This window comes from Lachnospira multipara ATCC 19207 (genome assembly GCF_000424105.1).
Taxonomy (GTDB): domain Bacteria; phylum Bacillota; class Clostridia; order Lachnospirales; family Lachnospiraceae; genus Lachnospira; species Lachnospira multipara.
In genome coordinates this window covers 258,616-284,485 of record NZ_AUJG01000002.1, presented here as the reverse complement: position 1 = coordinate 284,485, position 25,870 = coordinate 258,616, and the positions used below count along the sequence as shown (strand labels likewise).

Genomic DNA, 25,870 nt, shown 5'->3' with positions numbered 1-25,870 from the left:
ATTAGTTTCTAGTAACGGTAAATCTTTTGCCAACTTTATAGCTTGCTTAACTAACTTAAAAATATAATTTCAAATCAATTATTTCAAATACATTTTTTCAAATCAATTTAATCCACAAAATTCTTTATGAAAGTTCTTCTGTGAATTTCACATGGGCCAAGCTTCCTTAGGGCATCTGTGTGCTCCTTTGTGCCATAACCCATATTTTTCCCAAAGCCGTAGCCTGGATATTTCTTGTCGTATTCTTCCATCATTCTATCTCTTGTAACCTTAGCAATGATACTTGCACAGGCAATGGTAAAGCTTTTAGCGTCACCCTTAATGATTGGAACCTGAGGAATGTCTATCTCAGGAATATTAACTGCATCGTTTAATAATATATCGGGTTTTACTTCTAAATTGTTAATAGCTTTACGCATAGCTTCATAAGTTGCTTGTAAAATGTTAATCTCATCAATTCTCTTCTCGTTATTGACGCCAATGGAAACGGCAATTGCCTTCTCCATAATTATATCATACAACATTTCACGTCTTTTTTTAGAAACCTTTTTAGAATCATTTACATAAGGGATTCTTACATCCTTTGGCATAATGATGCAGCAAGTAACCACAGGACCTGCAAGAGGGCCACGGCCTACTTCATCGATACCTGCGATATACTCACAATCAGGATGCTGCTTTTCATATTCAAACATGGCCTCAACTCTGGCCATTTCTTCTTCCATTTTTTTCTTCTTTTTTAATTCGCGTTCTTCTTTTAATGTCATATAATGCTCCATTTTCCTAAACTTTAGTTAAGCTTAGATAAATTAAGGTCTTTCAAGAGAAACGAGACCAAGTCTAGCACTTCTAAAGTCATCTAAGATAATATTAGATACCTTTTCAAAATCAGCTTGTGCCCCCTTCTTTATACAACCTCTCTTTAAGGCAATAACTTCCATAATTGCAAGGCTAGTTGCAGTTTCTTCATTAATTGCCATTTCATAATTTGCCTTAGCCTCTTCAATCTCGCTATCTTCAAACTCGTAGCGCTTCTTTAGGTTATTGGCATAATACTTATTTAAGTACTTAATAACCTCAAGGGCTAAGTCATCCTTATTTAAAATGTTGTCGTTAATTGAACCTATCATGGCAAGTCTAAGTCCTGTTGTCTGGTCTTCAAACTTAGGCCAGAGGATACCAGGAGTATCAAGAAGCTCGATGTTACCTTTGATCTTGATCCACTGCTTACCCTTTGTTACACCAGGCTTGTTACCAGTTTTAGCTGACGCCTTACCGGAGTAGGCATTGATAAATGTAGACTTACCCACATTAGGAATACCAACGATCATGGCTCTAATAGGTCTACCAACAATACCCTTTGCCTTGTCCTTTTCAATCTTCTCACTACAAGATTCAAGGATAATCTCGTTTAATTCCTTAAAGCCGTTATTCTTTCTTGAATCCATCTTTATGCAGTAAAAGCCTTTTTCCTTAAAATAGCTAATCCAAGCATTAGTTAGCTTATCATCAGCTAAATCAGCCTTATTTAGAATAACGATTCTTGCTTTATTATTAGCTAATTCATCAATATCAGGATTTCTTGAACTGTTTGGTACTCTTGCATCAACGATTTCAATTACAAGGTCGATAAGCTTAATATCTTCCTGCATCTGACGCTTCGCCTTAGTCATATGACCTGGATACCAGTTAAAAGTTGCAAGCTTGTTATTATCTCCTGCTGCTTCCTTAGCTTCCATTTTCTTCTTCTTTTCAAGTTTACGTTCTTGAATTTTTCTATCGTGTTCCTTTTTATCAAAAGTCTTGCTAGGCTTAGCTGCGCCAAACTTAGAGCCAGACTTGCCAGAACCTGACTTGTTAGCACTGGATTTTCCAGCAGCTCTTCCCTTAGAAGCTGACTTTCCAAAATTTTTCTTAATTTCTTTACTCATATAGAATCACCTTTCAATGATAGTTATGATTGATTATGATACAAATTTAATACGTTTAACAGGGCTTAAAATGAACCAAACCTTGCCAACTATATTGTCTTCCTTTACTGTTCCTATAGATGAGAAACGACTGTCTTCACTATTGTTTCTATTATCACCTAGAACAAAATATTCATCCTTATCTAGGGTAATGCTTGTGCTTGCAAGACCTGCAGTTAAAATCTCTGTATCCACCACATCGTCTTCTAACTCTTCACCATTAATAAAGACTTTGCCGTCTTTAATAAGCACTGTCTCTCCTGGAAGACCAATTACTCTTTTAATATAAATCTTAGATGAATTAACACCATCTACGCTAAAAGCAATAACGTCGTATCTTTTAGGGCTAGCTAAAGAATAGGCATAACGGTTAACTAAAACTGTATCTCCATCCTTTAAAATAGAGTTCATGGAGTTACCCACATTAGTATCTCTATAGGCTATAAAGCTCACTAAAACGTAAGCTGCCACAATCACCATTATTATATCAACAATATATTTACACACGAATAGCAATTGCTTGTTCTCGTGGTATCTTCTTCTAAATGCTACCATATCACCATATTCTCTCCCAACTTTATTAATTTACAAACAAACTAGATTATATCAAAAAAATGTAGAAAAAAAAAGCCCACAACATAAGTTGCGGGCTTTATAGATCCACTAACGTAAATTAATTATCTAACTAATTCCTTAACCTTAGCAGCCTTACCTGTTCTCTGTCTTAAGTAATAAAGCTTAGCACGTCTAGCCTTACCACGTCTAGTAACTTCTACCTTCTCTACGATAGGTGAATGAAGTGGCCATGTCTTCTCAACGCCAACTCCGTTAGAAATCTTTCTTACAGTGAAAGTAGCACGTACGCCTGTACCCTGCTTCTTAATTACTGTACCTTCGAAAACCTGAATTCTTTCACGGTTTCCTTCTTTAATCTTAGCTGATACCTTAACTGTATCACCTGTTCTGAACTCAGGTGCCTGAGCCTTAAGCTGTGCATCTTCGATGCTCTTAATAATACTATTAGCCATGTGTGACCTCCTATTAATCTGGATGTTCTTAATACAGGAATTGTAACAGAGGACCATCTCGTTATCTCACAACTTTATTAATTTATCATAAATCCTCGCTTTATGCAAGCTTTATTTTTTATTTAAATCCAATAAGCCATCAAGTAGGTGAACAGTGATTGTGCCAGCCTCTAGGTCATGGCCTAAAATGCACTGATCAATAACAGGAATAAGGATTTCATCCCCATCCTCATCTTCTACAATATAGACATTGTTGGCAGCAGTCTCAAGGACATCCTTTAACTTACCAATCTTTTGGCCTTCATCTGTAATAACCTCAAGGCCTACTAAATCGCAGATAAAATATTCTCCTTCTTCGAGCTTAACTGCATTTTCTCTAGTAACCATTAAATCGCACTTAGTATAGATTTCAATATCGTTGATATTAGAGAATTCCTTGAATTTAACTATTACATACTGCTTAAAAAACTTCACAGATTCCACTGTAACGTTAATATTCTCTCTTTTTGCAGCAATGATGCATTCCTTTAAATCTTTAAATCTTTGTGGATCATCTGTTGTAGGAAAAACCTTAACTTCACCACGAATTCCATGAGTAGATGTAATAACACCGACTCTTAATAAATCATTCTTCATAGTCTACTCCAATCTAAAATCGTATTCGTATTATAAACTAGGTCCTACTTATTGAGCAAGTAAAATAAATAATTTGATAATCCTTTGAGATGATATTTAGCGTATTAAGGCAAGGAGCTAGTGTGTTATCATCCACATTTACAAAAGGGTCATCCAGGATAATAAAAGGTTTTTCCTTAGTAAAGGCACTCTCAATAAAGGCAAGGCGAAGGGCAAGGCCAATTACGTCTCTAAAGGCCTTACTTAGCATTCTCACGTCCCTTAACTCTCCGGCATCCTTAATTCTTAGTTCATTATTTATATTTAAAATGTAGTCATCCGTCTCATCAAGCATATAGCCAAGGAACTTATCAAAGCTCTTTTTTACTGGCTTATTGTAGCGCTTAGCAAAATTTTCCTTAGCCAAGCTTAGATAATCTCTAGCTTTTAGAGTATATTCATACTTTTCCTTAAGCTCGATTATCTCTTCCTTGATTTCTGTTAGTCTTGTAATATTTTCTTCCTGCTTTAAAATCTCCTTTGTAAGCTCCTCAATCTCGCGGTTTAGGCGGTAGAGCTCACCTGTGTGCTCATCGATTTTCTTATCATTAAGCTTCATCTTCTCAATTAAAGCCTGATACTTACTAGAAGAGCTGTTAAACTCGGCATCCTCAGCGGATTTAAAAGGTTCGTAGCCCTTAGTTTCTTCCTTTTTTTCCTCTTTTAGATGAGGATCTTCCTCCTCATCATCATCTTCCGTATCATCGGCCCTTTTAAAGAAGGTCCTAGACACATAGAAAATCACAATGATAATTCCAATAAAGGTCAGTGGATAAGCGTATACGTGGTATCTGTTATTATTTTGTAAAAATACACCTAGTACCGTTAGGAAAAATCCAAAGAAAAGTATAAAAAGTCCGATAACATCAGTCTTTTCATTGATGGCAAGCTTATTAAAGTTAAAAATGTCCTTCTTTAACTTTTCTGCCCTCTCATCTTTTGGCGCCTCTTCCTTTTTCTCCTCTTTCACTTCTTTCTTTTCCTCGCCCTTATTTGATAGTTCCTCAAATATTAGCCCCTGTAGCTCTGACTTAGCCCTTCTTTCCTTATTTAGAAAATGTTCCAAAGACTTAGCTCTTTCAACTAACTTAGAAACTCGTGTTTTATTAGCGTCAAAAGATAGATTTTCAAATTCAAGATTATCAAGCTGTCTAGATAGCTTGTAGAGTCTGCCAGTCTTTCTATCAGGGCTTAAACTATTAATAAGGCCGTTAATGGTGCCAAGGGCGTCGTCGTAGTTATTAATATCAAGTTCCTCTAAGCTTACATTGCCAAGCAAGCTCTCAATATCCCTTGTAGACTTGGTTTCTAGCTCGTCCTGTCCAACAAAGATGGTATTTTTAAAGGACTCGTGATTAATCTTAAAGATTTCCTCCCCAATGTTTTTACTAAAGTCTGTAGTCTCAAGTAAAGTGTGGGCGTCTCTTATGGAAAATGTATCTTCCTTTTCTCTATCAAAAAAGACACGGTTAATTATATATTCCTTGTTATTAACGCTAAAGCTTAGGCTGCCGCCATAAACTCCGCCTTTCCAAGGTTTAAATCTCTTTCTTTCATTTTCATAATCATCCTTTTTTAGAGGGTTTGCAAAACCGTAAAACATGACACGAATAAAGGCTGCAAGAGTCGTCTTTCCCCAGCCGTTGTCCTCTAGGATGATATTTTTAGTTTCGTTAAAATTGTAATCAAAATTTGACAGCTTACCAAAATTCTCAATATGACAGCTAATTAATCTCATAGTCCTGCTTTCCTAAATCGTTAGTTAACGCTTTAATTCCAATATTAATTATTTGCATCTTGTCCTTATTTGAAAGTTCCTTATCTGTAGCAATTAACCTTACAAATTCACCTTTCAAGGACTCTTCATGGGCGTAGTCGCTAATATTTAGCTTAAATCGGCTGTCGTTTACGATTTTAATGTAGAAGAAGTCGTTTTCAAAATGGCGCTTGATTACATTTTCATTAATATCCGCCTCCACAAGGACTTCTCCCACAAGGACTAGCTTAATAAGAGAGGTTTTAGGGATATTAGCTTCATTAATAGCCTCTGTTGCAAGCTCAATAACATCAAGGCTTGTATATGCATCTGTAATGTCCACCCATACTTCTTCAAGGGTTCTTTTAGCAAAGGGAATAAACTCGTGAGTAAAGCTGTGATTTTCCTCATCAATATTTAGTAAAATAAATCCCTTCTCCCCAAGCTCATCAAAGCCGCGGCCCTCTAGCGCTCCAGAATAGGCATAAATGCCCCTAGAATCGATTTCTCCGACGCTTTCTTTATGAATATGGCCAAGGGCTAAATAGTCGATATTCTTCCCTACAAGGCCATTTAAAGGAATGTTTATGTCATCCTTTTTAGATTCGTAGCCTGTTAGCTGACCATGTAGGCAGACTATGTTAAAGTCAGAAGCTTCAAGCTCAAGGCCCTCTAAGTCTAGATTAGAATCCCTACTAGTTAGCTCTTTTCCTGAAATTGTTATATCATAATAATCCGAAGAAAATGCTGTATAGGTCTGCCATTCATTATTAAATAAATGCAAATTCTCCGGTAAGTTTCTTAGTTGATCAAGGGAATTAAACTCGTCGTGATTTCCCTTTAAGTAGTAAAAATCTATATCTTTTAATCTAGTAATTCCATCAAGAACAATATTCTTTGTAGTCTTACTAACGATTGGCTTATCAAATAAATCCCCAGCGATAATAACAGCATCTACAAGATTCTCATCGGCATAGCGAAGTAATCTTTCGAAGCTATTTATCAGTTCTAGTTTTCTTTCCTTAGTCTGTCCTGCATTAAAATTAGCTGTTAAGGACGAATCTAGGTGCAAATCTGCACAATGTATAATTTTCAATGTATTCCTCCCAATGTCTTTTAGTTTCTTAAAAAACATAAATATTGTAATAAACTTTGAAGCACATGTAAAGTGAGCCAAGTAAACTAAGATACAAAAAAAGAGAGAAACTAAGCTAAACTTAATCTCTCTCAAATAGTTCTCCATTAACTAGTTGTCAATTTCGACTATAACCTTTTTGTCGGTTTTCTGTGCAGCAGCTGAAACAACTGCTCTAATAGACTTTGCAATTCTACCTGATTTACCGATTACTTTACCCATATCAGAAGAAGCAACTTTTAAATCAATTACAATTGCCTTGTCTTTTTCAGTTTCAGTTACTACAACTTCATCGGGATTATCAACTAGCGCTTTAGCGATAATTTCTACTAATTCTTTCATAGACCACACCTCCACTACTAGTCAATTACTTTTCGATACCAGCAGCCTTGAAAAGCTTGCTAACTACCTCAGTTGGCTGAGCACCGTTAGCTAACCACTTCTTAGCAGCTTCTGCATCGATGTTAATCTTAGCTGGTTCATAATTAGGATCATAAGTACCAATCTGATCAATGAATCTACCATTTCTTGGAGATCTTGAATCTGCTACGATTACTCTATAGAAAGGAGACTTCTTCTCACCTAATCTCTTTAATCTAATCTTTACCATGTTAAATTTCACCTCCTAAATAATTTGCTGATATATGTTAAAAAGGTAATCTGAATCGACCCTTTTTACCACCTTTCATCATTCCAGGCATCTGCTTCATCATCTTCTTCATCTGCTCAAATTGCTTAACAAGACGATTAACTTCTGCAATATCTACGCCTGCACCTCTTGCAATTCTATTCTTTCTTGACGGATTAAGAATATCTGGATGAGATCTTTCTTTCTTTGTCATAGATTGAATAATTGCTCTTGTTTTCTTTAAATTGGCTTCTGCTTCATTCTCATCGATTGAAACATCCTTCATCTTAGAGCCAAGTCCCATACCCGGTAACATACCAAGTATTGAACCGATACCACCCATGTTACTAATCTGATCCATGGAATCGAGGAAATCGTTAAAGTCAAACTCTGCTTTCTTTAACTTGTTCTCCATCTCTTTGGCCTTAGTGGCATCTATCTGAGCTTCTGCCTTCTCAATAAGAGTAAGTACATCGCCCATACCAAGGATTCGGCTTGCCATTCTATCTGGATAAAACTGTTCAAGGTCAGATAACTTCTCACCCATACCAACATAGAGAATTGGCTTACCAGTTACTGCTTTAATTGAAAGTGCAGCACCACCTCTTGTATCGCCGTCAAGCTTTGTTAAGATAACTCCGTCAATTCCAATCTTCTCATCAAAGGAAGCAGAAACATTAACTGCATCCTGACCAGTCATAGAATCTACAACTAAGATTGTCTGATCAACTTCTACGTTCTTCTTAATTTCAATAAGCTCGTTCATCATATCTTCATCAACATGAAGTCTACCGGCTGTATCTAAAATAACAACATTAAAGTTATTATCCTTAGCATGATTAATAGCAGCTTTGGCAATATCAATTGGGCTGTTATTAGTTCCCATTGAGAAAACTTCTACCTCTTGCTTCTTACCATTTATCTGTAACTGCTCAACAGCTGCAGGTCTATAAACATCACAGGCAACTAGTAAAGGTTTCTTACCCTTAGCTTTAAACTTTCCAGCTAACTTAGCTGTTGTAGTTGTTTTACCAGCACCCTGAAGACCGGCCATCATAATTACGGTAATTTCATTACCGGACTTTAGCTTTATCTCGGTAGTTTCAGATCCCATTAAGTTAACCATCTCTTCGTTAACTATCTTAATGACCATCTGTCCAGGAGTTAAACTTGTTAAAACATCCTGACCTACTGCTCTTTCCTCCACTGACTTAACAAAGTTTTTTACAACTTTAAAGTTTACATCAGCTTCAAGTAAAGCCATCTTAACTTCTTTAAGGGCTGCCTTAACATCACTTTCTGTTAATCGTCCCTTACTTCGAAGGTTCTTAAATACATTCTGTAGTTTATCTGAAAGACTATCAAATGCCATGTAACACCTCTAAAATTCATCTAGTATTTCTTTAGATATCTTCTTGATATCTAGTATTAAATTCTCATCATTATTCTCTAGATAAGAATCAGCTAAAGAATCTATTCTTGCAACCTTTGTCTTAGTTTCTTGAAACTTCTCAATAAGGTGAAGTTTAGATTCATAATTGGCCAATGTCTTATTGACACGCTTAATTAAATCAAAAACTCCTTGTCTAGAGATTCCATATTCATCAGCAATTTCACTAAATGATAAATCGTTAAATATTGCATCTTCATAGACTTTTCTTTGATGTTCATTTAGTAACTCTCCATAAAAGTCATATAGAAGAGCCTGCTCAACAATCTTCTCCATAATTCCTTACCTTTATGTAAATTTAGCTTGTTTCAATTAAACCTTGAATAGAATATCATATAGCATTTTTAATGTCAAGTAAAAAAACTTGACAGAGGAAGAAAATTTAAAAAATTATTCTTCTTCATCCTCTTCTATTTCAGAGTCAATTTCTATATTTTCTTCTTTTTGTTTGTTTTCCTTTTTGAGCCTTTTGCTTTCCTTTAGCTCTTCTTTTATTCTTTTTTGTTCTTCCCTTTGCTTTACTATTTCTTCTTTTTGTTTTAATTGATCTTCCTTAATTCTTTCATATGCGGTCTTCATCTTCTCACTAAACTTTTCATTTTCCTTCGTTGGATATTCATTTTCATAATCCACCGCCATTTTAAACTGTCCTTTTTTTAATAGTCCTTTGAAAATAGCCTTCTTGATGAAGTGATAAATTATGGCAAATATTGGAACACCAATTAACATTCCAAAGAAGCCCCAAATGTGTCCGAATAAAAGGATGGCAAATAATACCCAAAAGCCAGAGATACCTGTACTGTTTCCTAAAATTTTTGGTCCTATAATATTTCCATCGATTTGCTGAAGAATAAAGTTAAACACGAGGAAATATATGGCTTGTCCTGGATTTACAATTAAGCAAAGTATAATGCCAATAGCCCAAGCTATGTACCATCCAAAGAAAGGAATGACATTAAATATGCCTACAATTACTGCAATCATGACTTCGTTCATAGTTTCAACGCCAGGATTTAGCAATTTATAAAATATAAGCATAAAGTAACATATGATGGCAATTACAATGGCGTCTACAATTTTACCAATAAGGAAGCCTGAAAATACCTTATCAACAAATTCAAATTCATCCATAATGGATTCTGCTTCTTTTTCTTTGAAAATGCTATAAATTATCATCTTACCTTGTTTAGCAAGTTTTTTGCGCATAAAAAGAAGATAGATTGCAACAATAAAACCAATAAGTAAGTTAAAAAATAGATTTAATACTCCCATTACACCGATTGTAAGATTAGATAGGATAACATCTGAGTTTTTAACTAGATTGTTATTAATATAATCTTTTGCAAAGTCATAACTTGTATTAATAATATTTTGAGAATGCTCCCTAATAAATTCATTTGACTGCAAAAAATTAATTGCAAAATCATAGAATTTATCAATGGCCGAAGGTGCTAATTGCACAATTCTTATAATACTGTTAACAAGGTTTGGAATAATCATAACAATAACGAAAATTATAATAAGCGCTGCAATTATAATACCTGTGTAGATACTAAAAGAATTAGCAAGGGCTAATCTTCTTTCTTCTTTTAGTTTTTTAAAAAGCTTTTGGTATAATAAATTTAGACCATTTACCATAGGACAGATAATATAGGCCAAGCAGGCACCTATTAAAAAAGGCATTAAGGTTTTTATTATGCCATTTAGAAATTTACTTATATAGCTAGCTCTATCAATCATAAAATATACTAACATTGCTAGTATAAAAGAAATAGAAAATGCAAGTGTAAGTCCTAAATATTTCCTAATATCTATCGGTTCCTTATTTTTCATATTATCCCCCTAATATTTAAATTTATAGCCCTAATCTAGGCTTTAATGTACGAAAAAAGGGACGACTAAAAAGTCATCCCTTTAATTATAGCCTATTTTCTTATATTTTAAAAGATATTTAAATTTTATTTAGATTTTATTTAAAGGCATTTCTTCCAGTGCCAGACTGTGAGTTACCACCCATGTTTCCCATACTGCCCATACCTGAGCTTGAAGAACCATTTGAGTAAACAGAACTTGTTGGTGTTACTGTTGTTGAAGAAGAACCAATTGTGTATGTGTATGAGCTGCCTGTTGTGATGTCAGCGGAGTAACAAATACAAACCTGATATGACTTTGATGGTGTATATGAAAGAATTGTATTTCCACTTGAATCAGTTAATGTAAAGGTCTGATTAGCAGAACCTGAACCATATAATAATAAGCATACACCGTTTGTAGCAGAACTTGGTGTTTCAACCATTCCGCTTGAACCAAAGGCCATTAATGTACCACCATTAATAGTTAAATTAGAATCAAAGTCAACAGCTGCATTTGATGAATCTGTAGGTCCTTCAACTACTGTATTACCACCATTAATTGTTAGTGTACCATTTGAATCAAGTCCATCACCGGTAGATTTAACATAAACAGTACCACCGTTGATTTCTAATTTAACACTTGAATTTGTACCACCTGTTGTATTACCCATGCCAGTTGTTTGTGTTGAACCATCTGAGGCATTCATACCATCATCGTCAGCTACTACACTAACATTACCATTGTTAATAACAATCTGAGTACTTTCTAAACCTTCATATGAATCTGTAATATTAACAGTTCCACCATCAATCTGAATTAATGTATCTGCATGGATACCATCATCACCGGAAGCAAGTTCTAAATCACCGCCCTTTATAATAACGGCACCATCTGTATGAACAGCATCATCTTCAGAATCTATATTAACATTTCCTCCAAATACGATTAATACGTTTGTGGCTTTAATACCCTTCATACTATCTGTACTTGTAGAAGAAGTTGAAGAAGTTGAAGAACCTGCTCTAAAGCCAAAGTCTGTTGAACTATGTGTAACAGAGGAATTAGCTGCACCATCACCAGTTGTTATATCAATTGTACCACCATTAATTACTACGTAGTTTTCTGCCTGGATACCATCATTTTCTGACTGAATTGTAATCTCACCGTCTTCAATAATGATATAACCCTTAGTTGCATCAGAATCGTTTGAAGCCTTAATACCATCTCCAGTTGCTGTAATATCAATTGTTCCACCAGCAATACCTACTAAGTCTTTACCAATTAAACCTTCATCAGTTGCTGTTATGGAAATGTTTCCGCTAACGATAATTAAATCATCTTTACTTGTAATAGCATCGTTATAGCCTGCATTTACAACTAAACTACCATTACCATTAATGCTTAAGTCATCCTTAGAATAAATTGCTGCGCTATATTCTTCAGTATCTGTAGTTCTTGAGGAATCTGTCACTGTATTAGTTGTACCATCTGCAAGAGTAATTGTTACCTTGTCTGCACTAAGAATTAAAACTGGTGCTGTGCTTGAATTAGAAATATCCACTCCATTTAAAATTAAATGCACCTCATCAGTGTCATCTGCAAGGTCAACTACAATCTGTCCATCGCTTAAGCTACCGGAAATAACATAAGTTCCTTTTTTGGTGATAGTTACAGTAGAACCAGATGCACTTGCGCCATCACCATTTACTGAAATTGAAGAACCATTAAGTGTAATTGTTGTGTCGTCGTTGTCATAAGATGTATCTGTATCATTTTCATCTAGTTCAAGAGACACTCCATTTTCAAGACTTGAGATCAACTCGTCTAAATCTACGTCAACTGTTGCAGTTGTGGAGCTTGATGAGCTAGTAGAACTAGATGAACTTGTTGTTGTCGTTGTAGCCTCGTTAGTTGTGCAGCCATATAGACTCATGGTAATTAATACACTAGTTAATCCTATGGTACCTACCTTTCTTAAATTAATCATAAGTAATCCTCCTTTAATTAAACCTATCACTGGGGAATCGTAAATCTTTCCGCCCTCTGATATCTTATTTTTATAATTAATATAAAGATTTAAAATGTTGTAAATGTGTTCTTTGTGTGGTGTTTTTGTGAACTGAAATAAAGAAATTAAAAAGAGATAAAAAAGAAATTTTAAAAAGAAATTAAAAAAGCTGCTATGAGAAATGAAACAAGGGCGTAAAGCTTAGTTTCACTTACTCATAACAGCTGTAGTTTTGTATCTAATTTATTAGATTATCTAGCTTCTTTATAGTCTGACTAAATATTAACCTTAACTATTCTAGGTCTAAGGCCTGCTTCTTCAAGCTTTTCTACAATCTCATCCTTATGCTCATGTCCATAAGCTTCAATTGTGATTCTAAGCTCAACTGTTGTCTGTCTGTTAATTGATACAAACTGGTTGTGCTCAAGCTTAATTACATTACCATTAGCTTCTGCAATAATAGTTGCAACTCTTACAAGTTCACCTGGCTTATCTGGTAAAAGAACAGATACTGTAAAGATTCTGCTTCTCTGAACAAGACCCTGCTGAACTACTGAAGACATTGTAATTACATCCATGTTACCACCTGAAAGGATAGAAACCACCTTCTTATCCTTTACATTAAGCTGCTTAAGGGCAGCTACTGTAAGTAAACCAGAATTCTCAACTACCATCTTGTGGTTCTCAACCATATCAAGGAAGGATACGATTAAGTCTTCATCTGGTACTGTAATAATGTCGTCTAAGTTCTTCTGTAAATATGGGAATAACTTACTACCTGGAGTCTTAACTGCTGTACCATCTGCAATTGTGTTAACAGTTGGTAGTGTTGTTACAGCCCCAGCCTTTAGGGATGCCTGTAAACAGTTAGCTCCTGCAGGTTCAACACCAATTACCTTGATGTTAGGATTAAGTAGCTTTGCAAGTGTAGATACACCAGTTGCAAGTCCGCCACCACCTACTGGTACTAAAATATAATCAACTGTAGGTAATTCCTTAATGATTTCCATAGCTATTGAGCCCTGACCTGTAGCCACTTCAAGGTCATCAAATGGATGAACGAAAGTTAATCCCTGCTCCTTAGCTAACTTAATTGCGTATTCACATGCCTCATCGTAAACATTTCCATAAAGGATAACTTCGGCGCCATAGCCTTTAGTTCTGTTAACCTTAATTAAAGGTGTTGTAGTAGGCATAACTACTGTTGCTTTTACGTTATATTTCTTTGCTGCAAATGCAACGCCCTGGGCATGGTTACCAGCTGAAGCTGTAATTAATCCTCTTTTTCTAGCTTCTTCTGACATTGTGCTAATCTTATAATAAGCACCTCTAACCTTGTATGCGCCTGTATACTGCATATTCTCAGGCTTTAAGTAAACCTTGTTGCCTGACTGTGCACTAAAGAACTCGCTATATACTAAATTTGTTGGAAGAGTAGCTTCTTTAACTTTTTCAGCTGCTTCTTCGAATTTCTTCAATGTTAATTCTTCCATTTTCCTAGCTTCTCCTTGAATCCCATAAGTATTCTTGTCCAACAAGCCATAATTGTTGTATGACAAGTTGTTCATAATTATAGACCTGTAAAGCTTTTATTGCAAGTCAAAGAGGGCATTTACAAAATCCTCTGAGTTAAATTTCTGTAAATCCTCAATCTGCTCGCCAACTCCCACATATTTAACTGGAATGCCAAATTCAGACTGAATAGCCACTGCTATTCCACCTTTAGCTGTACCATCCATCTTAGTTAAAATAATACCTGTAATGTCAGTTACATCCTTAAATTCTCTAAGCTGAGAAAGAGCATTCTGTCCTGTTGTAGCATCAAGTACGATTAAATTCTCTCTATAAGCTTCTGGATATTCTCTTGTAATAACCTTATCGATTTTACGAAGCTCTTCCATTAAGTTTTTCTTATTCTGAAGACGTCCTGCTGTATCGCAAAGTAAAACATCAGCTTTTCTTGCCTTTGCAGCCTGAATTGAATCAAAAATAACTGCAGCTGGGTCTGAACCTTCGCTTTGAGCAATAATCTCACAGCCATTTCTATGAGACCATTCTGTAAGCTGTTCAATGGCAGCAGCTCTAAAGGTATCGGCAGCAGCCATAATAACCTTCTTATTCTGATTCTTTAGTAAGCCAGCAAGCTTACCCACTGAAGTTGTTTTACCAACGCCATTAACACCGATTAATAAGACAATTGATTTCTGATTTTCAAAATCGTAGGCATTAGGGCCTAGATCCATTTGCTCCTTAATTAACTGAATAAGTAATTCCTTACATTCAGCTGGCTGCTTAATAGCATTTTCCTTAACCTTTTCCTTAAGATTTTCAATGATTTCATCAGTTGTTCTAACGCCTATGTCGCCCATAATAAGAGTTTCTTCAAGCTCTTCATAGAATTCGTCGTCAATATTTGTAAAGCCATTGAAAACGTAATCAATGCTTGAAACAATATTGTCTCTTGTCTTATTAAGACCTGCTTTTAATTTTTCAAAAAATCCCATATTAAATCCTTCCTTATAAAAAAATTAAGCCCACATTCTTACAAGTAAACTAATCAAATGTAGCGACTTCATAGAAGCCGCCTCTAATGCATGTACTTCCATACTAGTAAAAATATAGGCTTAACTAAAATTTCTAGGCAGTTTTTACCTGCTTATCTTTATCTAGTTCTTTATCAATTAAGTCAACAGAAACAAGAGTTGATACACCCTTTTCCTGCATTGTAATACCAAAGAGTCTATCTGCAGCTGCCATAGTACCACGTCTATGTGTAATGACAATAAACTGAGTATGCTTTGTTAACTTATGTAGGTAGTTTGCGTATCTTCCTACATTTGAGTCATCAAGAGCGGCCTCAATTTCATCAAGTAGACAGAATGGAGATGGCTTTAGGTTCTGAATCGCAAATAAAAGCGCAATGGCTGTAAGAGCCTTTTCACCACCAGATAACTGCATCATATTCTGTAATTTCTTTCCAGGTGGCTGAGAAATAATTGTAATGCCTGCTTCAAGGATATCCTCACCTTCTACAAGTTCGATTGTACCCTTTCCACCGCCAAATAATTCCTTAAATACCTGGTCGAATTCCTTCTTAATTTCTTCAAACTTAGCTGTAAACTGAGTTCTCATGCCGCTATCAAGTTCATCAATAACCTGCATAAGTGCATTTTCAGCTTCAATCATATCATCATGCTGGCCCTTTAAGAATTCGTAACGTTCTGAAACGCCTTTGTATTCTTCAATGGCATTAACATTTACATCACCGAGCTTTTTAATTGCGGATTTTAAAATGTTAATCTGCTTTCTAATATTAGATAGATCAGTAAGTTCTTCGTTTCTTAGTTCAAGAGCATAACTATAAGTTAACTCATATTCATTCCACATGTAATCTACTAATGTATCATTAGATTCATCGAGCTTTTCATGCTGGTTATGAAGACGCATGCTTTCCTTTTCAAGTAAGACGATTCGATTATTAATCTCATCTCTCTTATCAAAGGATGACTTGTGAGTCTTTGAAATCTCGTCACGCTCAAGTCTTAACTTCTCAATCTTTTCGTTAGATTCCTTAATTCTAAAGTCAGCAAGATTCATAGACTTCTTAACATCTGAAATGTCCTTATTCTTATTAATAATTTCAGTTTCAGTCTGTTTAATCTTATTCTTGATTTCTGCCTCTTCCACAATAAGCTTTTTAACTTCTTCGTTAAGACGAAGGATAGTCTCTTCGATGTAGCTTATCTTCTGGCTGTAGCTGCTATGCTGTAGCTTTACATTTTCTAGCTTAACAGAAATCTTAACTTCTTCTTCCTTTAACTCGTCAAGGAACTTATTTAAGCTCTCAATCTCTTCCTTAGACTTCTCATTCTGATTATCAAGTTCATCTAAGTTGTTAGAAACAAGGGACTTGCTTTCATTAATCTTCTGGATTTCTTCATCCGCCATCTTAATTTCCATGCTATCCTTTGCAACTAACTCAAGGATTGACTTTAACTTAGCCTTCTCCTGATTTAAGTTAACCTGAATTGTGTTCTTTCTTAAAGTAACATCTCTTAAATCCTTTGTTAAGCTTTCGTTATCAGTTCTAATTTCAGCAATCTTAGCTCTGTTATCGCTAACCTGATTCTTAAGCTCAACGCCAGCTTTAGAAGTCTCATTAACACTTTGCTTTAACTCTTCGATTTCTCTTCTACGTCCAAGCAAGTTGCTTGAATTCTTGAAAGCACCACCAGTCATTGAACCACCTGGATTTAGCTGTTCACCTTCAAGAGTTACGATTCTAAGGGAATATCTATACTTTCTTGCAATGGCAAGAGCATTGTTAATATTATCTACAACTAAGATTCTACCAAGTAAATACTTAGCAAGATTCTCATATTCAAAGGAAACTCTAACTAAGTTAGAAGCTACGCCAATAACGCCCTCTTCCTTAATGCAATTATCCTTTTCAAGGGTATCTCTTGCCTTAATAGCGTTTAATGGTAAAAATGTAGCTCTACCCAAACGGTTTTCTTTTAAGTGAGCAATCAAGTCTTTAGCAGTTTCTTCCTTGTCTGTAACGATATTCTGAATAGTTCCGCCAAGGGCTGTTTCAATTGCTACTTCATAAGAACGCTCAACCTTAATAATATCTGCAATAACACCAAGAATACCTGGCTTCTTATCCTTAAGCTTCATGATTTCACGAATTGAGTTACCGTAACCATCATAACGCTCAGTAATATTAATTAAGGATTCCAGTCTTGATTTCTCTCTATGATATTTACTAGTTAATTTTTCAATTTGAAGATTTAAATCTGTGTTAGCATTTTTAATATTAGTAATTTCTTCATTATTCTTAACTAATTTATCGTTTAATTCATTATATTCTTCATCAACTGATAAAAGCTCGTTAGAATAAGAATCAATAAGCTTTTTCTGGCTAGCTTCATCAGACTTATCTTTAATTACCTTACTTGAAAGCTCTGCCTTTTTAATGCTTAAGTTCTCAAGCATAGTAACGTACTTCTGATTCTCAGCATTAATAGAAGACTTCTCATTTAAGGCATCCATAATAGACTGGTTCTTCTCATCAATCTTAGTCTCTACAGAAGAAATCTTTTCCTTAATTTCCTCGCTTTGCTTGTTGATCTCTTCTAGTCTATCATCGTGGCCTGTCATATCATTTTTAATAGCCTGATAATCAGCTTCAGCTTTAGCTATTGCTTCGTTTTTTGATGCAATCTCCTCAGTGATCTTTGTAAGTCTTTCTGAGTGAAGTTCGTTATTGTTATTGAAAGTCTTAATCTGCTCGCTATAGACATTAATTGTGCCCTCAAGCTTTTGCTTTTCAAGTTCTGTCTCAGACTTTGTATTATTAGTTTCTTCAATCTGAGCATTAATTGCCTCTAACTGACTTTCAGCCTGCTCATATTCTGACTTAATTGTTTCGTATTCGCCATTGGCCTTTGAAAGGTCACCATCAGCAATAGAAATCTTCTCATCTAAGGCAGCTAAATCATTACGGATTCTGTCTGTCTCTAAGAGGAAGGCATTGACATCGTAATTCTTTAAATCAGTCTTTAAATTAAGGTATTCCTTAGCCTTATTAGACTGCACCTTTAAAGGTCCTACCTGCTTTTCAAGCTCAGATAAAATATCATTAACTCTGACTAAATTAGCTCTCTCACTTTCTAGCTTCTTAATTGCGGCAGCTTTTCTTCTCTTAAACTTTACAATACCTGCTGCTTCATCAAATAGTTCTCTTCTCTCCTCAGGCTTACCAGAAAGGATCTTATCAATCTGACCCTGTCCGATAATTGAGTAGCCTTCTTTACCAATACCTGTATCATAAAAAAGTTCAGTAACATCCTTTAATCTACACGCATTACCATTAATTAGATATTCGCTCTCGCCAGATCTATAAACTCGTCTGCTTACAGTTACTTCATCATAATCAACTGCTAGTGCATGATCTGAATTATCAAGCGTAATTGATACATACGCAAAGCCCACAGGCTTTCTGTTTTGTGTTCCAGCAAAGATAACATCCTCCATCTTAGAACCACGAAGTTGCTTAGCTGACTGTTCACCTAAAACCCATCTTACAGCATCAGCAACATTACTTTTACCAGAACCATTAGGTCCTACAATACCAGTAATACCGTTATCAAAATCAAAAACGATTTTATTGGCAAAGGACTTAAATCCTTGTACCTCAATACTCTTTAAATACATAAAATCTCCCTTTAGTTACTTTAATACATCTTTAATTTCTATCCCTTTGTTTTTAAGCTCTACTAAAGCTTTATAGGCGGCGTTAGCCTGAGCATTCTTCTTATTGTGTCCGCTTCCTTCAATCTCAATTAAGCCCTCTACTTTAACTTCCACAACAAAAGTCTTATTATGCTCTGGTCCTTCTTCTCTAATTAGAGAATAGCTAACCTCTTTACCCATTCCTTGAACAACTTCCTGTAGAATGGTCTTGCTATCAAAAAAGAGTTGTTTATTGTCTAAGTCATTTAAAATAAATTCAAGGACAAACTCTTTTGCATTAGCAAAATCACTATCAAGATAAATAGCACCAATTAAAGCCTCAAGTGCATCTGAAACAATAGAGTCTCTTCTTCTACCGCCTGTAAGTTCTTCACCCTTACCAAGCTTAATAAATTCCTCAAAACCAAATTCTCTAGCGCAAAGTGCAAGAGTTGGCTCACAAACAATACTTGCACGAAGTCTAGTCATCTTACCTTCATTCATTGTGAATTTTTTGAAAATGTAGTCACTGCTTGATAGTTCCAAAACAGCATCGCCTAAAAATTCAAGTCTTTCATTATCCTTAATCTTAAGCTGTTTCTTTTCATTGGCATATGAACTATGAGTAAGTGCATTCTCTAGTAATGAGATATCCTTGAACTTATAGCCAATAATATCCATTAATTCATTCAGATTAGTATTCATAAATTCATCTTCCTTTTTATATTTTTACAAATAAATAAGACTACTTACTTAAACAAATAAGTAGTCCTATATTAAATCATATAAAGTTATTATTTAGTTGCGTTCTTAATTGCTTCTACTGCATCTGCAACAGTTGAAATCTGTTCTGCTGCGTCTTCAGGTATTTCAATATCAAATTCTTCTTCAATTCCCATAATGATCTGAAAAACATCTAATGAATCAGCGCCTAAATCATCGATAAATGTTGTATCAAGATTAATCTTGTCAACGTCTACATTAAGTACATCAGCAATAATTTTCTGTAATTTCTCGAATTCCATAGTATTAACATCCTTTCAAAATAAAAATCCCTCTATTAGCATCGTACATGCTATAAAGCTTTGCCAAAATGCTTAGTCATTAGCTGTTGGCATATTCTCTAATGACTTTACAATCTTATCATTAATATTCATTTTTGTAAACTTAACACACTGAAGAATTGAGTTCCTAATTTCAGTAGATTTAGCGTTTCCGTGAGTCTTAACAACTAGACCATTTAAGCCTACTAAAGGTGCTCCTCCGTACTGGCTAGCATCCATAGTTTTTAACTCTTCCTTAAGCTTATTCTTAATTAAGAGAGCACCAATCTTAGTCTTAAGACTAGACATTAAAACGCCCTTAATCTTCTTAAGTAAGCCACCGCCAAGACCTTCATATAGCTTTAAGATTACATTACCTACAAAGGCATCACAGACTACTACATCTGCTCCACCATTAGGAATTTCTCTAGCTTCAATACTTCCAATAAAGTTAATGTCATCGCAAGCCTTAAGAAGTGGAAATGTCTCCTTAACTAACTGGTTACCCTTCTCTTCCTCTAAACCTACGTTAACAATAGCTACTCTAGGATTCTTAACACCTACTACATTCTCCATGTAAATAGAGCCCATCTTAGCCCACTGAACAAGGAAATCCGGTCTAGAATCTACGTTAGCACCTGCATCTGCAAGTAAGAAAACACCATTCATAGTTGGTACAAGTGGTGACATAGGAGGTCTTTGAACGCCCTTTAATCTACCAACAATAGTCTGTCCACCAACAAGAATAGCACCTGAACTACCAGCTGAAACAAAAGCGTCAGCCTTCTTTTCCTTAACCATATATAAAGCCTTAACTAAAGAAGAATCCTTCTTTCTTCTTACGGCCATAACAGGTGGTTCACCTGTTTCAATAACTTCACTAGCAGCTACTACTTCAAGCTGATCCTTGTTATATTTATAATTTGCAAGTTCCTTATTAATAACATCCTCTAGTCCAACTAGATATACAAATGTGTCACTATCGGCATTAATTGCTTCTATAGCTCCCTTTACTGTTTCCTTTGGAGCATTATCTCCACCCATAGCATCTAAAGCGACTTTAATCATATTCTCCTCCGAATTTATTTTTAAACTTTATTAAAAGTACCACGAAAACGCGCATTTTTCAAGTCTTTTAGAGTTTTTTAACAAATAAAAAAAGAGCCCTATAAAAGGACTCTTTATAAAAATTAAGCTCTAGAATTAAGCTTCAACTTCGATAATCTGCTTCTTGTTGTAAGAACCACAAGCCTTGCAAACTCTATGAGGGAGCATTAAAGCACCACACTTTGAACACTTAACAAGATTAGGAGCGCTCATCTTCCAATTAGCTCTTCTCTTATCTCTTCTAGCCTTAGATGATTTATTCTTTGGACAAATTGACATACTATTACACCTCCTTAAACTCATTTAAAATATCTTTGAAAACAGACATTCTTGGATCCAGAACTTCGCGGTCACACCCGCATTCCTTAATATTAAGATTAGTACCACATTTTAAGCATAAGCCCTTGCAGTCTTCCTTACATAAAGTCTTGCCTGGCATGGAAACAAGCAATTCGCTAAATAATAATTTATCCGCGTCGAGGTTGTATCCATCAATGTAGTCTTTTTCTATCTGAGTCTCTTCTTCCGAAGCGTCATCAGCAAAATCAACTATCTCATCAATAACTAAATCCACCTTAGTATCAACAGCTGTTAAACATCTGTCACAAGGAATTGATAAAGTTACATCTGTTACTGCCTTAATAGAAATCTTGTTAGTTCCTATCTTGTTAATAGCAACATCAAATGGTGCCTTCTTAACTATTGGATAGTCAAATAGACCATTATTAAATGTATCCGCTTCAAGGGAAACATTCTTAGTTAAATCTTGAGATGAACCGGATAAAAGTTCTCTTAAATCAATTAGCATACATAATCTCCTATCGAAACCTTTAATACTTAGTTACGACCCGATCCTATATACTAGGCGTGAAGGGAAATAACTTGCCTTTTCACACTTTGTCAATTATACGCACATGTTTTGTTTTTGTCAACAACATTTTCTAAAATGTAAAGTAAAATTACTTTACAGCATAAAATTTAATAGTTATAAGACAATTACTTAACTAATGCTAATGTATCTCTAGCGATTGCTAATTCTTCGTTAGTAGGTAATACTACTACCTTAACCTTAGAATCTGCTGTAGAAATCATCTTTGTTTCGCCAACTGCTGCTTCGTTAGCTGCATCATCAACTTCAATACCTAAGTAGTTGAAATAGCTTAAGATCATCTTACGGATTCTAGCGTTGTTTTCACCAACACCAGCTGTAAATGCGATAGCATCTACACCGTTCATAGCTGCTACATAAGAACCGATGTACTTAGCAACTCTGTATGCATAAGCATCTAATGTATCCTTAGCAATCTGGTTACCCTTATCAACTTCTGCGATTAAGTCACGGAAATCTGAAGAGATACCTGACATACCTAAGATACCAGACTTCTTATTAAGAACGTTTAACATCTCAGAGATTGTCATATTCTCATGGTTGCAAAGGTATTCAAGGATAGCTGGATCAAGATCACCAGAACGTGTACCCATGATTAAACCTTCAAGTGGAGTAAGACCCATTGAAGTATCAACACACTTACCACCGATTGATGCAGAGATTGAAGCACCGTTACCTAAGTGGCAAACGATAACCTTAGCGTTGTCCTTATTGAGGCCTGCAAACTTAATTGTTTCACCAGAAACGAACATATGAGATGTTCCATGGAAACCGTATCTTCTTACATGATACTTCTCATAGTATTCTCTTGGAATAGCGTAAAGGTAAGCCTTTGGCTCCATTGTTCCACCAAATGCTGTATCCCAAACTGCGATATTCTTCTTACCAGGCATAGCAGCTTCAACAGCTTCGATACCGATTAAGTTAGCTGGGTTATGAAGAGGTCCTAAATCGAAGCACTCCTTAATAACTCTCTTAACATCTTCAGTTACAAGGCAAGACTCCTTGTAAGCTTCACCAGCGTGAAGTACTCTATGACCTACAGCGCCGATTTCGTCTGTTGACTTAATTACACCGTGTTCTGGATCTACTAAAGCGTCAAGAACTAACTTAACAGCGATGTTATGATCCTTCATAGGTGTTTCTACTACATACTTATCCTTACCTGTTGGCTTATGTGTAAGGATTGAACCTTCGATACCAATTCTTTCAACAAGACCCTTAGCGATAACGCTTTCGTCGTCCATGTTGATTAACTGATACTTAAGTGATGAACTACCACAGTTTAAAACTAAAATATTCATTGATAATCTCCTTGTTTAAAAAATTATTTATAACTTAACTAATCACCGGAGGCAATGTAAAACTCCCGGTGATCAGTTTTTATTAAGTAATATCTTAAAAATCTAGTTAATTAAAATAAGACTAAATCTAGATTAGTTGGCAGCGTTCTGAGCCTGAACAGCTGTTAAAGCTACTGTACCAACGATATCTTCTGCATAACAACCTCTTGAAAGATCGTTAACTGGAAGTGAAAGACCCTGTAAGATAGGACCGTAAGCACCAGCCTTAGCAAGTCTCTGAACTAACTTATAACCGATGTTACCAGCTTCAAGTGAAGGGAATACTAATGTGTTAGCATGACCAGCAACCTTAGAACCTGGAGCCTTTAATTCACCAACTTCTGGAACTAATGCAGCATCTAACTGTAATTCACCATCAAGTGTAAGTTCTGGATACTTCTCATGAGCGATTGCAACAGCGTTAGCAACCTTATCTACATTGTCATGCTTAGCAGATCCCTTTGTAGAGAATGAAAGCATAGCAACCTTAGCTTCCTTACCAACAAATGTTTCAAATGATTCAGCAGATAACTTAGCAATTTCAGCTAACTTCTCAGAATCAACATCTGGGTTAACAGCACAGTCAGCGAATACGAATAAACCGTTTTCACCAAGTTCGCAGTTAGGAACTTCCATAAGGAAGAAACCAGAAACTGATGAGATACCTGGCTTAGTCTTTAATAACTGAAGAGCTGGTCTGATTGTGTTACCTGTTGAGTGGCAAGCACCTGAAACAGCACCATCAGCATCGCCACACTTACACATAAGGCATGCATAGTACATGTAATCCTTTTCCATCATTTCTTTAGCCTGCTCTGGAGTAACACCCTTCTTAGCTCTTAATTCAACAAACTTGTCGATGTACTTCTGCTTGTTAGGATCGTTGAAAGGATCAACGATAGTTGCACCTGTAATATCATATCCTTCACTGTTAGCTTCGATTTCTTCCTTAGTACCGATAATGATTAAGTTAGCTATACCTTCCTTTAAAATCTGCTCTGCAGCAGCGAATGTTCTCTTATCCATAGATTCAGGTAAAACGATAGTCTTCTTATCAGCTTTAGCCTTTGCTTTAATTTCGTCAATAAATGCCATGATTACTGACTCCTCCTTAGATTATTTTGTTTTTTTAATATTAGTTCGATGATTTCCAGTTTCAAAAACACTTCGAACACTAGTAAAAATTATACGACTTTTCCTTTTTGAATACAAGAAAATATTTTAACATTATCTCTTTAAAAGCACGATTTTGACATGTTTTAGAAAAAATAATATTATTAACTTGTAATTTTATATAAATTTAACAAGAGGTTTAATTATGACTATAGGAATAGTTGCAGAATTTAATCCCTTCCACAACGGACACAAGTATTTGCTTGACTCAATCAAGGCTAAATACCCAGAGGCAAGCCTCATTGTTTCCATGAGTGGCGATTTTGTCCAAAGAGGCGAGGGAGCAATTATAGATAAATATAAAAGAACGAATATGGCTTTATCTGAAAATGTAAATCTCATCCTTCAGATAGCAACTAAATTTTCCTTATCAAGCGCAAGCTACTTTGCCTTTGCTTCCATCAACAGTCTAATAAAGCTGGGAGCTGATAAGATAATCTTTGGCATGGAGTCTGATAATATTGAAAATCTAGTAAAGATCGCTAACCTACTAAACGACGAAAGTCCAGAATTTAGTGAAAGCATCAAGTCTTTTATTAATGAAGGCTACTCCTACCCTAAGGCTAGAATGCTAGCCCTCTCTTCTATTTATGGGGAGAATTTGGCAAAGGAAACAACTAAGTCCAACAATGTGCTTGCTATTGAATATATTAGACAGATTTTAAAATATAACAAAAAACACAAGGCCAACATAAGCTTTGAAGGCATAAAACGCCTTGGCCAAGACTTTAATGATGAAGAAATAAAAGAAAATCTTACAAGCGCCACAGCCATTAGAAATTCTTTGTATAAAAAAGACATAGAAATAATCAAAGGTCACACAAATGAATTTACTTATAATATCTTAGAGGATAGCTTTAATAAGAACGAACTAATCTTTATTGATGACTTTAGTGACCTTCTTTATTTTAAGCTCTTAGACCTTTGCAAATATAACAAAGACGAGGCTATAAAAGCTTTAGTAGAATTCAACGACCTATCAGATTTTTTAGCAGCCTCTATCTATACGAAGTTTATAAACTGGAATAGAGCCTTTAAAATTAGTGATTTTATAGATGCTCTAAAATCAAAAACCTACACTTACTCTCGCATCTCCCGCTGTCTTTTTTGCATAATTTTAGGAATAAAAAAGACAGATATAAAGGAAGAATTAACTTTTATTAAAGTGTTAGGCTTTGATAAAAAAGGACAAGCCCTACTATCTAGCGTAAAGAAGGACTTAGATATAGAACTAATAACTAAGAACTCTAAGGGAAAAGAAAATAAAGAATTTTTGGAAGAAATGTATATGTCTGATTTGTACAATAATGTGCTAGGAAGGAAGACAGGAAAGATTCCAGAAAGAGAGATTAAGAAGGCAATTGTGAAGGAAAACTAAATAGGGAGTTTTACTAATGGGATGAGTTATCTCAGCCACTAAGGGGAGAAGAACGGACATTGCAGTGAAGCTACAAAGTTCTCAAAGACCCGCTCCCGCTAAGCTAGCTGCCTAGCTGTACTAAGAAAGTCCAGCCCCCTAAAGGGGACGTCCTTTCAAGTACAGAGGCAGCTAGAATTGTCTTTTCGAACTTGTA

24 protein-coding genes are annotated in these 25,870 nt (G+C 35.4%); 1 reads left to right on the top strand and 23 read right to left on the bottom strand.

Going from position 1 to position 25,870, the window contains the following annotated elements; translation table 11 throughout:
* Positions 1 to 107: 107 nt before the first annotated feature.
* The 23 genes from G600_RS0103720 to pta all read right to left on the bottom strand — a co-directional run bounded on the left by G600_RS0103720 (position 108) and on the right by pta (position 24,218).
* Positions 108 to 767 carry a ribonuclease HII gene (locus G600_RS0103720; protein ID WP_027430732.1) on the bottom strand — a complete coding sequence of 220 codons (660 nt, stop codon included), beginning with the start codon at positions 765 to 767 and terminating at the stop codon, positions 108 to 110.
* A gap of 42 nt (positions 768 to 809) precedes the next feature.
* Complete coding sequence (gene ylqF / locus G600_RS0103715) at positions 810 to 1,739, bottom strand: ribosome biogenesis GTPase YlqF (RefSeq protein WP_051195356.1); 930 nt, start codon at positions 1,737 to 1,739, stop codon at positions 810 to 812.
* Between the two features lie 225 nt (positions 1,740 to 1,964).
* A complete protein-coding gene (gene lepB / locus G600_RS0103710; RefSeq protein WP_027430730.1) occupies positions 1,965 to 2,525 on the bottom strand; it encodes a signal peptidase I in 561 nt (186 codons plus the stop codon).
* Positions 2,526 to 2,647: 122 nt separating this feature from the next.
* Entirely contained in the window at positions 2,648 to 2,998 is a 351-nt protein-coding gene (gene rplS / locus G600_RS0103705; protein ID WP_034245423.1) for a 50S ribosomal protein L19, read from the bottom strand.
* Positions 2,999 to 3,109: 111 nt separating this feature from the next.
* Positions 3,110 to 3,634 (bottom strand): ribosome maturation factor RimM, encoded by a 525-nt coding sequence (gene rimM / locus G600_RS0103700; protein ID WP_027430728.1) that lies wholly within the window; start codon positions 3,632 to 3,634, stop codon positions 3,110 to 3,112.
* Between the two features lie 37 nt (positions 3,635 to 3,671).
* Positions 3,672 to 5,411: an ATP-binding protein gene (locus G600_RS0103695; RefSeq protein ID WP_027430727.1), complete on the bottom strand. Its 1,740-nt coding sequence runs from the start codon at positions 5,409 to 5,411 to the stop codon at positions 3,672 to 3,674.
* Entirely contained in the window at positions 5,398 to 6,525 is a 1,128-nt protein-coding gene (locus G600_RS0103690; protein WP_027430726.1) for a metallophosphoesterase family protein, read from the bottom strand. The genes G600_RS0103695 and G600_RS0103690 overlap by 14 nt, the downstream gene beginning before the upstream one ends.
* A 150-nt stretch (positions 6,526 to 6,675) precedes the next feature.
* Positions 6,676 to 6,906, bottom strand: coding sequence for a KH domain-containing protein (locus G600_RS0103685; protein WP_027430725.1), 231 nt, complete (start codon positions 6,904 to 6,906; stop codon positions 6,676 to 6,678).
* A gap of 25 nt (positions 6,907 to 6,931) precedes the next feature.
* Positions 6,932 to 7,174 (bottom strand): 30S ribosomal protein S16, encoded by a 243-nt coding sequence (gene rpsP / locus G600_RS0103680; RefSeq protein ID WP_027430724.1) that lies wholly within the window; start codon positions 7,172 to 7,174, stop codon positions 6,932 to 6,934.
* A 37-nt stretch (positions 7,175 to 7,211) separates the two neighbouring features.
* Positions 7,212 to 8,564 carry a signal recognition particle protein gene (gene ffh, locus G600_RS0103675; protein WP_027430723.1) on the bottom strand — a complete coding sequence of 451 codons (1,353 nt, stop codon included), beginning with the start codon at positions 8,562 to 8,564 and terminating at the stop codon, positions 7,212 to 7,214.
* Positions 8,565 to 8,573: 9 nt separating this feature from the next.
* A complete protein-coding gene (gene ylxM, locus G600_RS0103670; protein ID WP_027430722.1) occupies positions 8,574 to 8,918 on the bottom strand; it encodes a YlxM family DNA-binding protein in 345 nt (114 codons plus the stop codon).
* Between the two features lie 114 nt (positions 8,919 to 9,032).
* Positions 9,033 to 10,475: an AI-2E family transporter gene (locus G600_RS0103665; protein WP_027430721.1), complete on the bottom strand. Its 1,443-nt coding sequence runs from the start codon at positions 10,473 to 10,475 to the stop codon at positions 9,033 to 9,035.
* 136 nt (positions 10,476 to 10,611) lie between these two features.
* Entirely contained in the window at positions 10,612 to 12,483 is a 1,872-nt protein-coding gene (locus G600_RS13695) for a carbohydrate-binding domain-containing protein (RefSeq protein ID WP_051195347.1), read from the bottom strand.
* 296 nt (positions 12,484 to 12,779) lie between these two features.
* Entirely contained in the window at positions 12,780 to 13,997 is a 1,218-nt protein-coding gene (gene ilvA / locus G600_RS0103655) for a threonine ammonia-lyase (RefSeq protein WP_027430720.1), read from the bottom strand.
* Between the two features lie 96 nt (positions 13,998 to 14,093).
* Positions 14,094 to 15,008, bottom strand: coding sequence for a signal recognition particle-docking protein FtsY (gene ftsY, locus G600_RS0103650; RefSeq protein ID WP_027430719.1), 915 nt, complete (start codon positions 15,006 to 15,008; stop codon positions 14,094 to 14,096).
* Positions 15,009 to 15,141: 133 nt separating this feature from the next.
* Positions 15,142 to 18,723: a chromosome segregation protein SMC gene (gene smc / locus G600_RS0103645; protein WP_027430718.1), complete on the bottom strand. Its 3,582-nt coding sequence runs from the start codon at positions 18,721 to 18,723 to the stop codon at positions 15,142 to 15,144.
* A 15-nt stretch (positions 18,724 to 18,738) separates the two neighbouring features.
* On the bottom strand, positions 18,739 to 19,446 hold the full coding sequence (rnc, locus tag G600_RS0103640) for a ribonuclease III (RefSeq protein WP_027430717.1): 708 nt from the start codon (positions 19,444 to 19,446) through the stop codon (positions 18,739 to 18,741).
* A gap of 89 nt (positions 19,447 to 19,535) precedes the next feature.
* Positions 19,536 to 19,766, bottom strand: coding sequence for an acyl carrier protein (gene acpP / locus G600_RS0103635; protein WP_027430716.1), 231 nt, complete (start codon positions 19,764 to 19,766; stop codon positions 19,536 to 19,538).
* A 72-nt stretch (positions 19,767 to 19,838) separates the two neighbouring features.
* Positions 19,839 to 20,852: a phosphate acyltransferase PlsX gene (gene plsX, locus G600_RS0103630; RefSeq protein ID WP_034245421.1), complete on the bottom strand. Its 1,014-nt coding sequence runs from the start codon at positions 20,850 to 20,852 to the stop codon at positions 19,839 to 19,841.
* Between the two features lie 135 nt (positions 20,853 to 20,987).
* Positions 20,988 to 21,170, bottom strand: a complete 183-nt coding sequence (rpmF, locus tag G600_RS0103625; RefSeq protein ID WP_027430714.1) for a 50S ribosomal protein L32 — start codon at positions 21,168 to 21,170, stop codon at positions 20,988 to 20,990.
* A gap of 4 nt (positions 21,171 to 21,174) precedes the next feature.
* Positions 21,175 to 21,699, bottom strand: a complete 525-nt coding sequence (locus tag G600_RS0103620; RefSeq protein ID WP_027430713.1) for a YceD family protein — start codon at positions 21,697 to 21,699, stop codon at positions 21,175 to 21,177.
* A 188-nt stretch (positions 21,700 to 21,887) separates the two neighbouring features.
* Positions 21,888 to 23,084, bottom strand: coding sequence for an acetate/propionate family kinase (locus G600_RS0103615; protein WP_027430712.1), 1,197 nt, complete (start codon positions 23,082 to 23,084; stop codon positions 21,888 to 21,890).
* A gap of 132 nt (positions 23,085 to 23,216) precedes the next feature.
* On the bottom strand, positions 23,217 to 24,218 hold the full coding sequence (gene pta, locus G600_RS0103610; RefSeq protein ID WP_027430711.1) for a phosphate acetyltransferase: 1,002 nt from the start codon (positions 24,216 to 24,218) through the stop codon (positions 23,217 to 23,219).
* Between the two features lie 223 nt (positions 24,219 to 24,441).
* Between pta and G600_RS0103605 the strand changes: the two genes are divergently transcribed.
* Positions 24,442 to 25,674 (top strand): tRNA(Met) cytidine acetate ligase, encoded by a 1,233-nt coding sequence (locus tag G600_RS0103605; RefSeq protein WP_027430710.1) that lies wholly within the window; start codon positions 24,442 to 24,444, stop codon positions 25,672 to 25,674.
* The last annotated feature ends 196 nt before the right edge of the window (positions 25,675 to 25,870 follow it).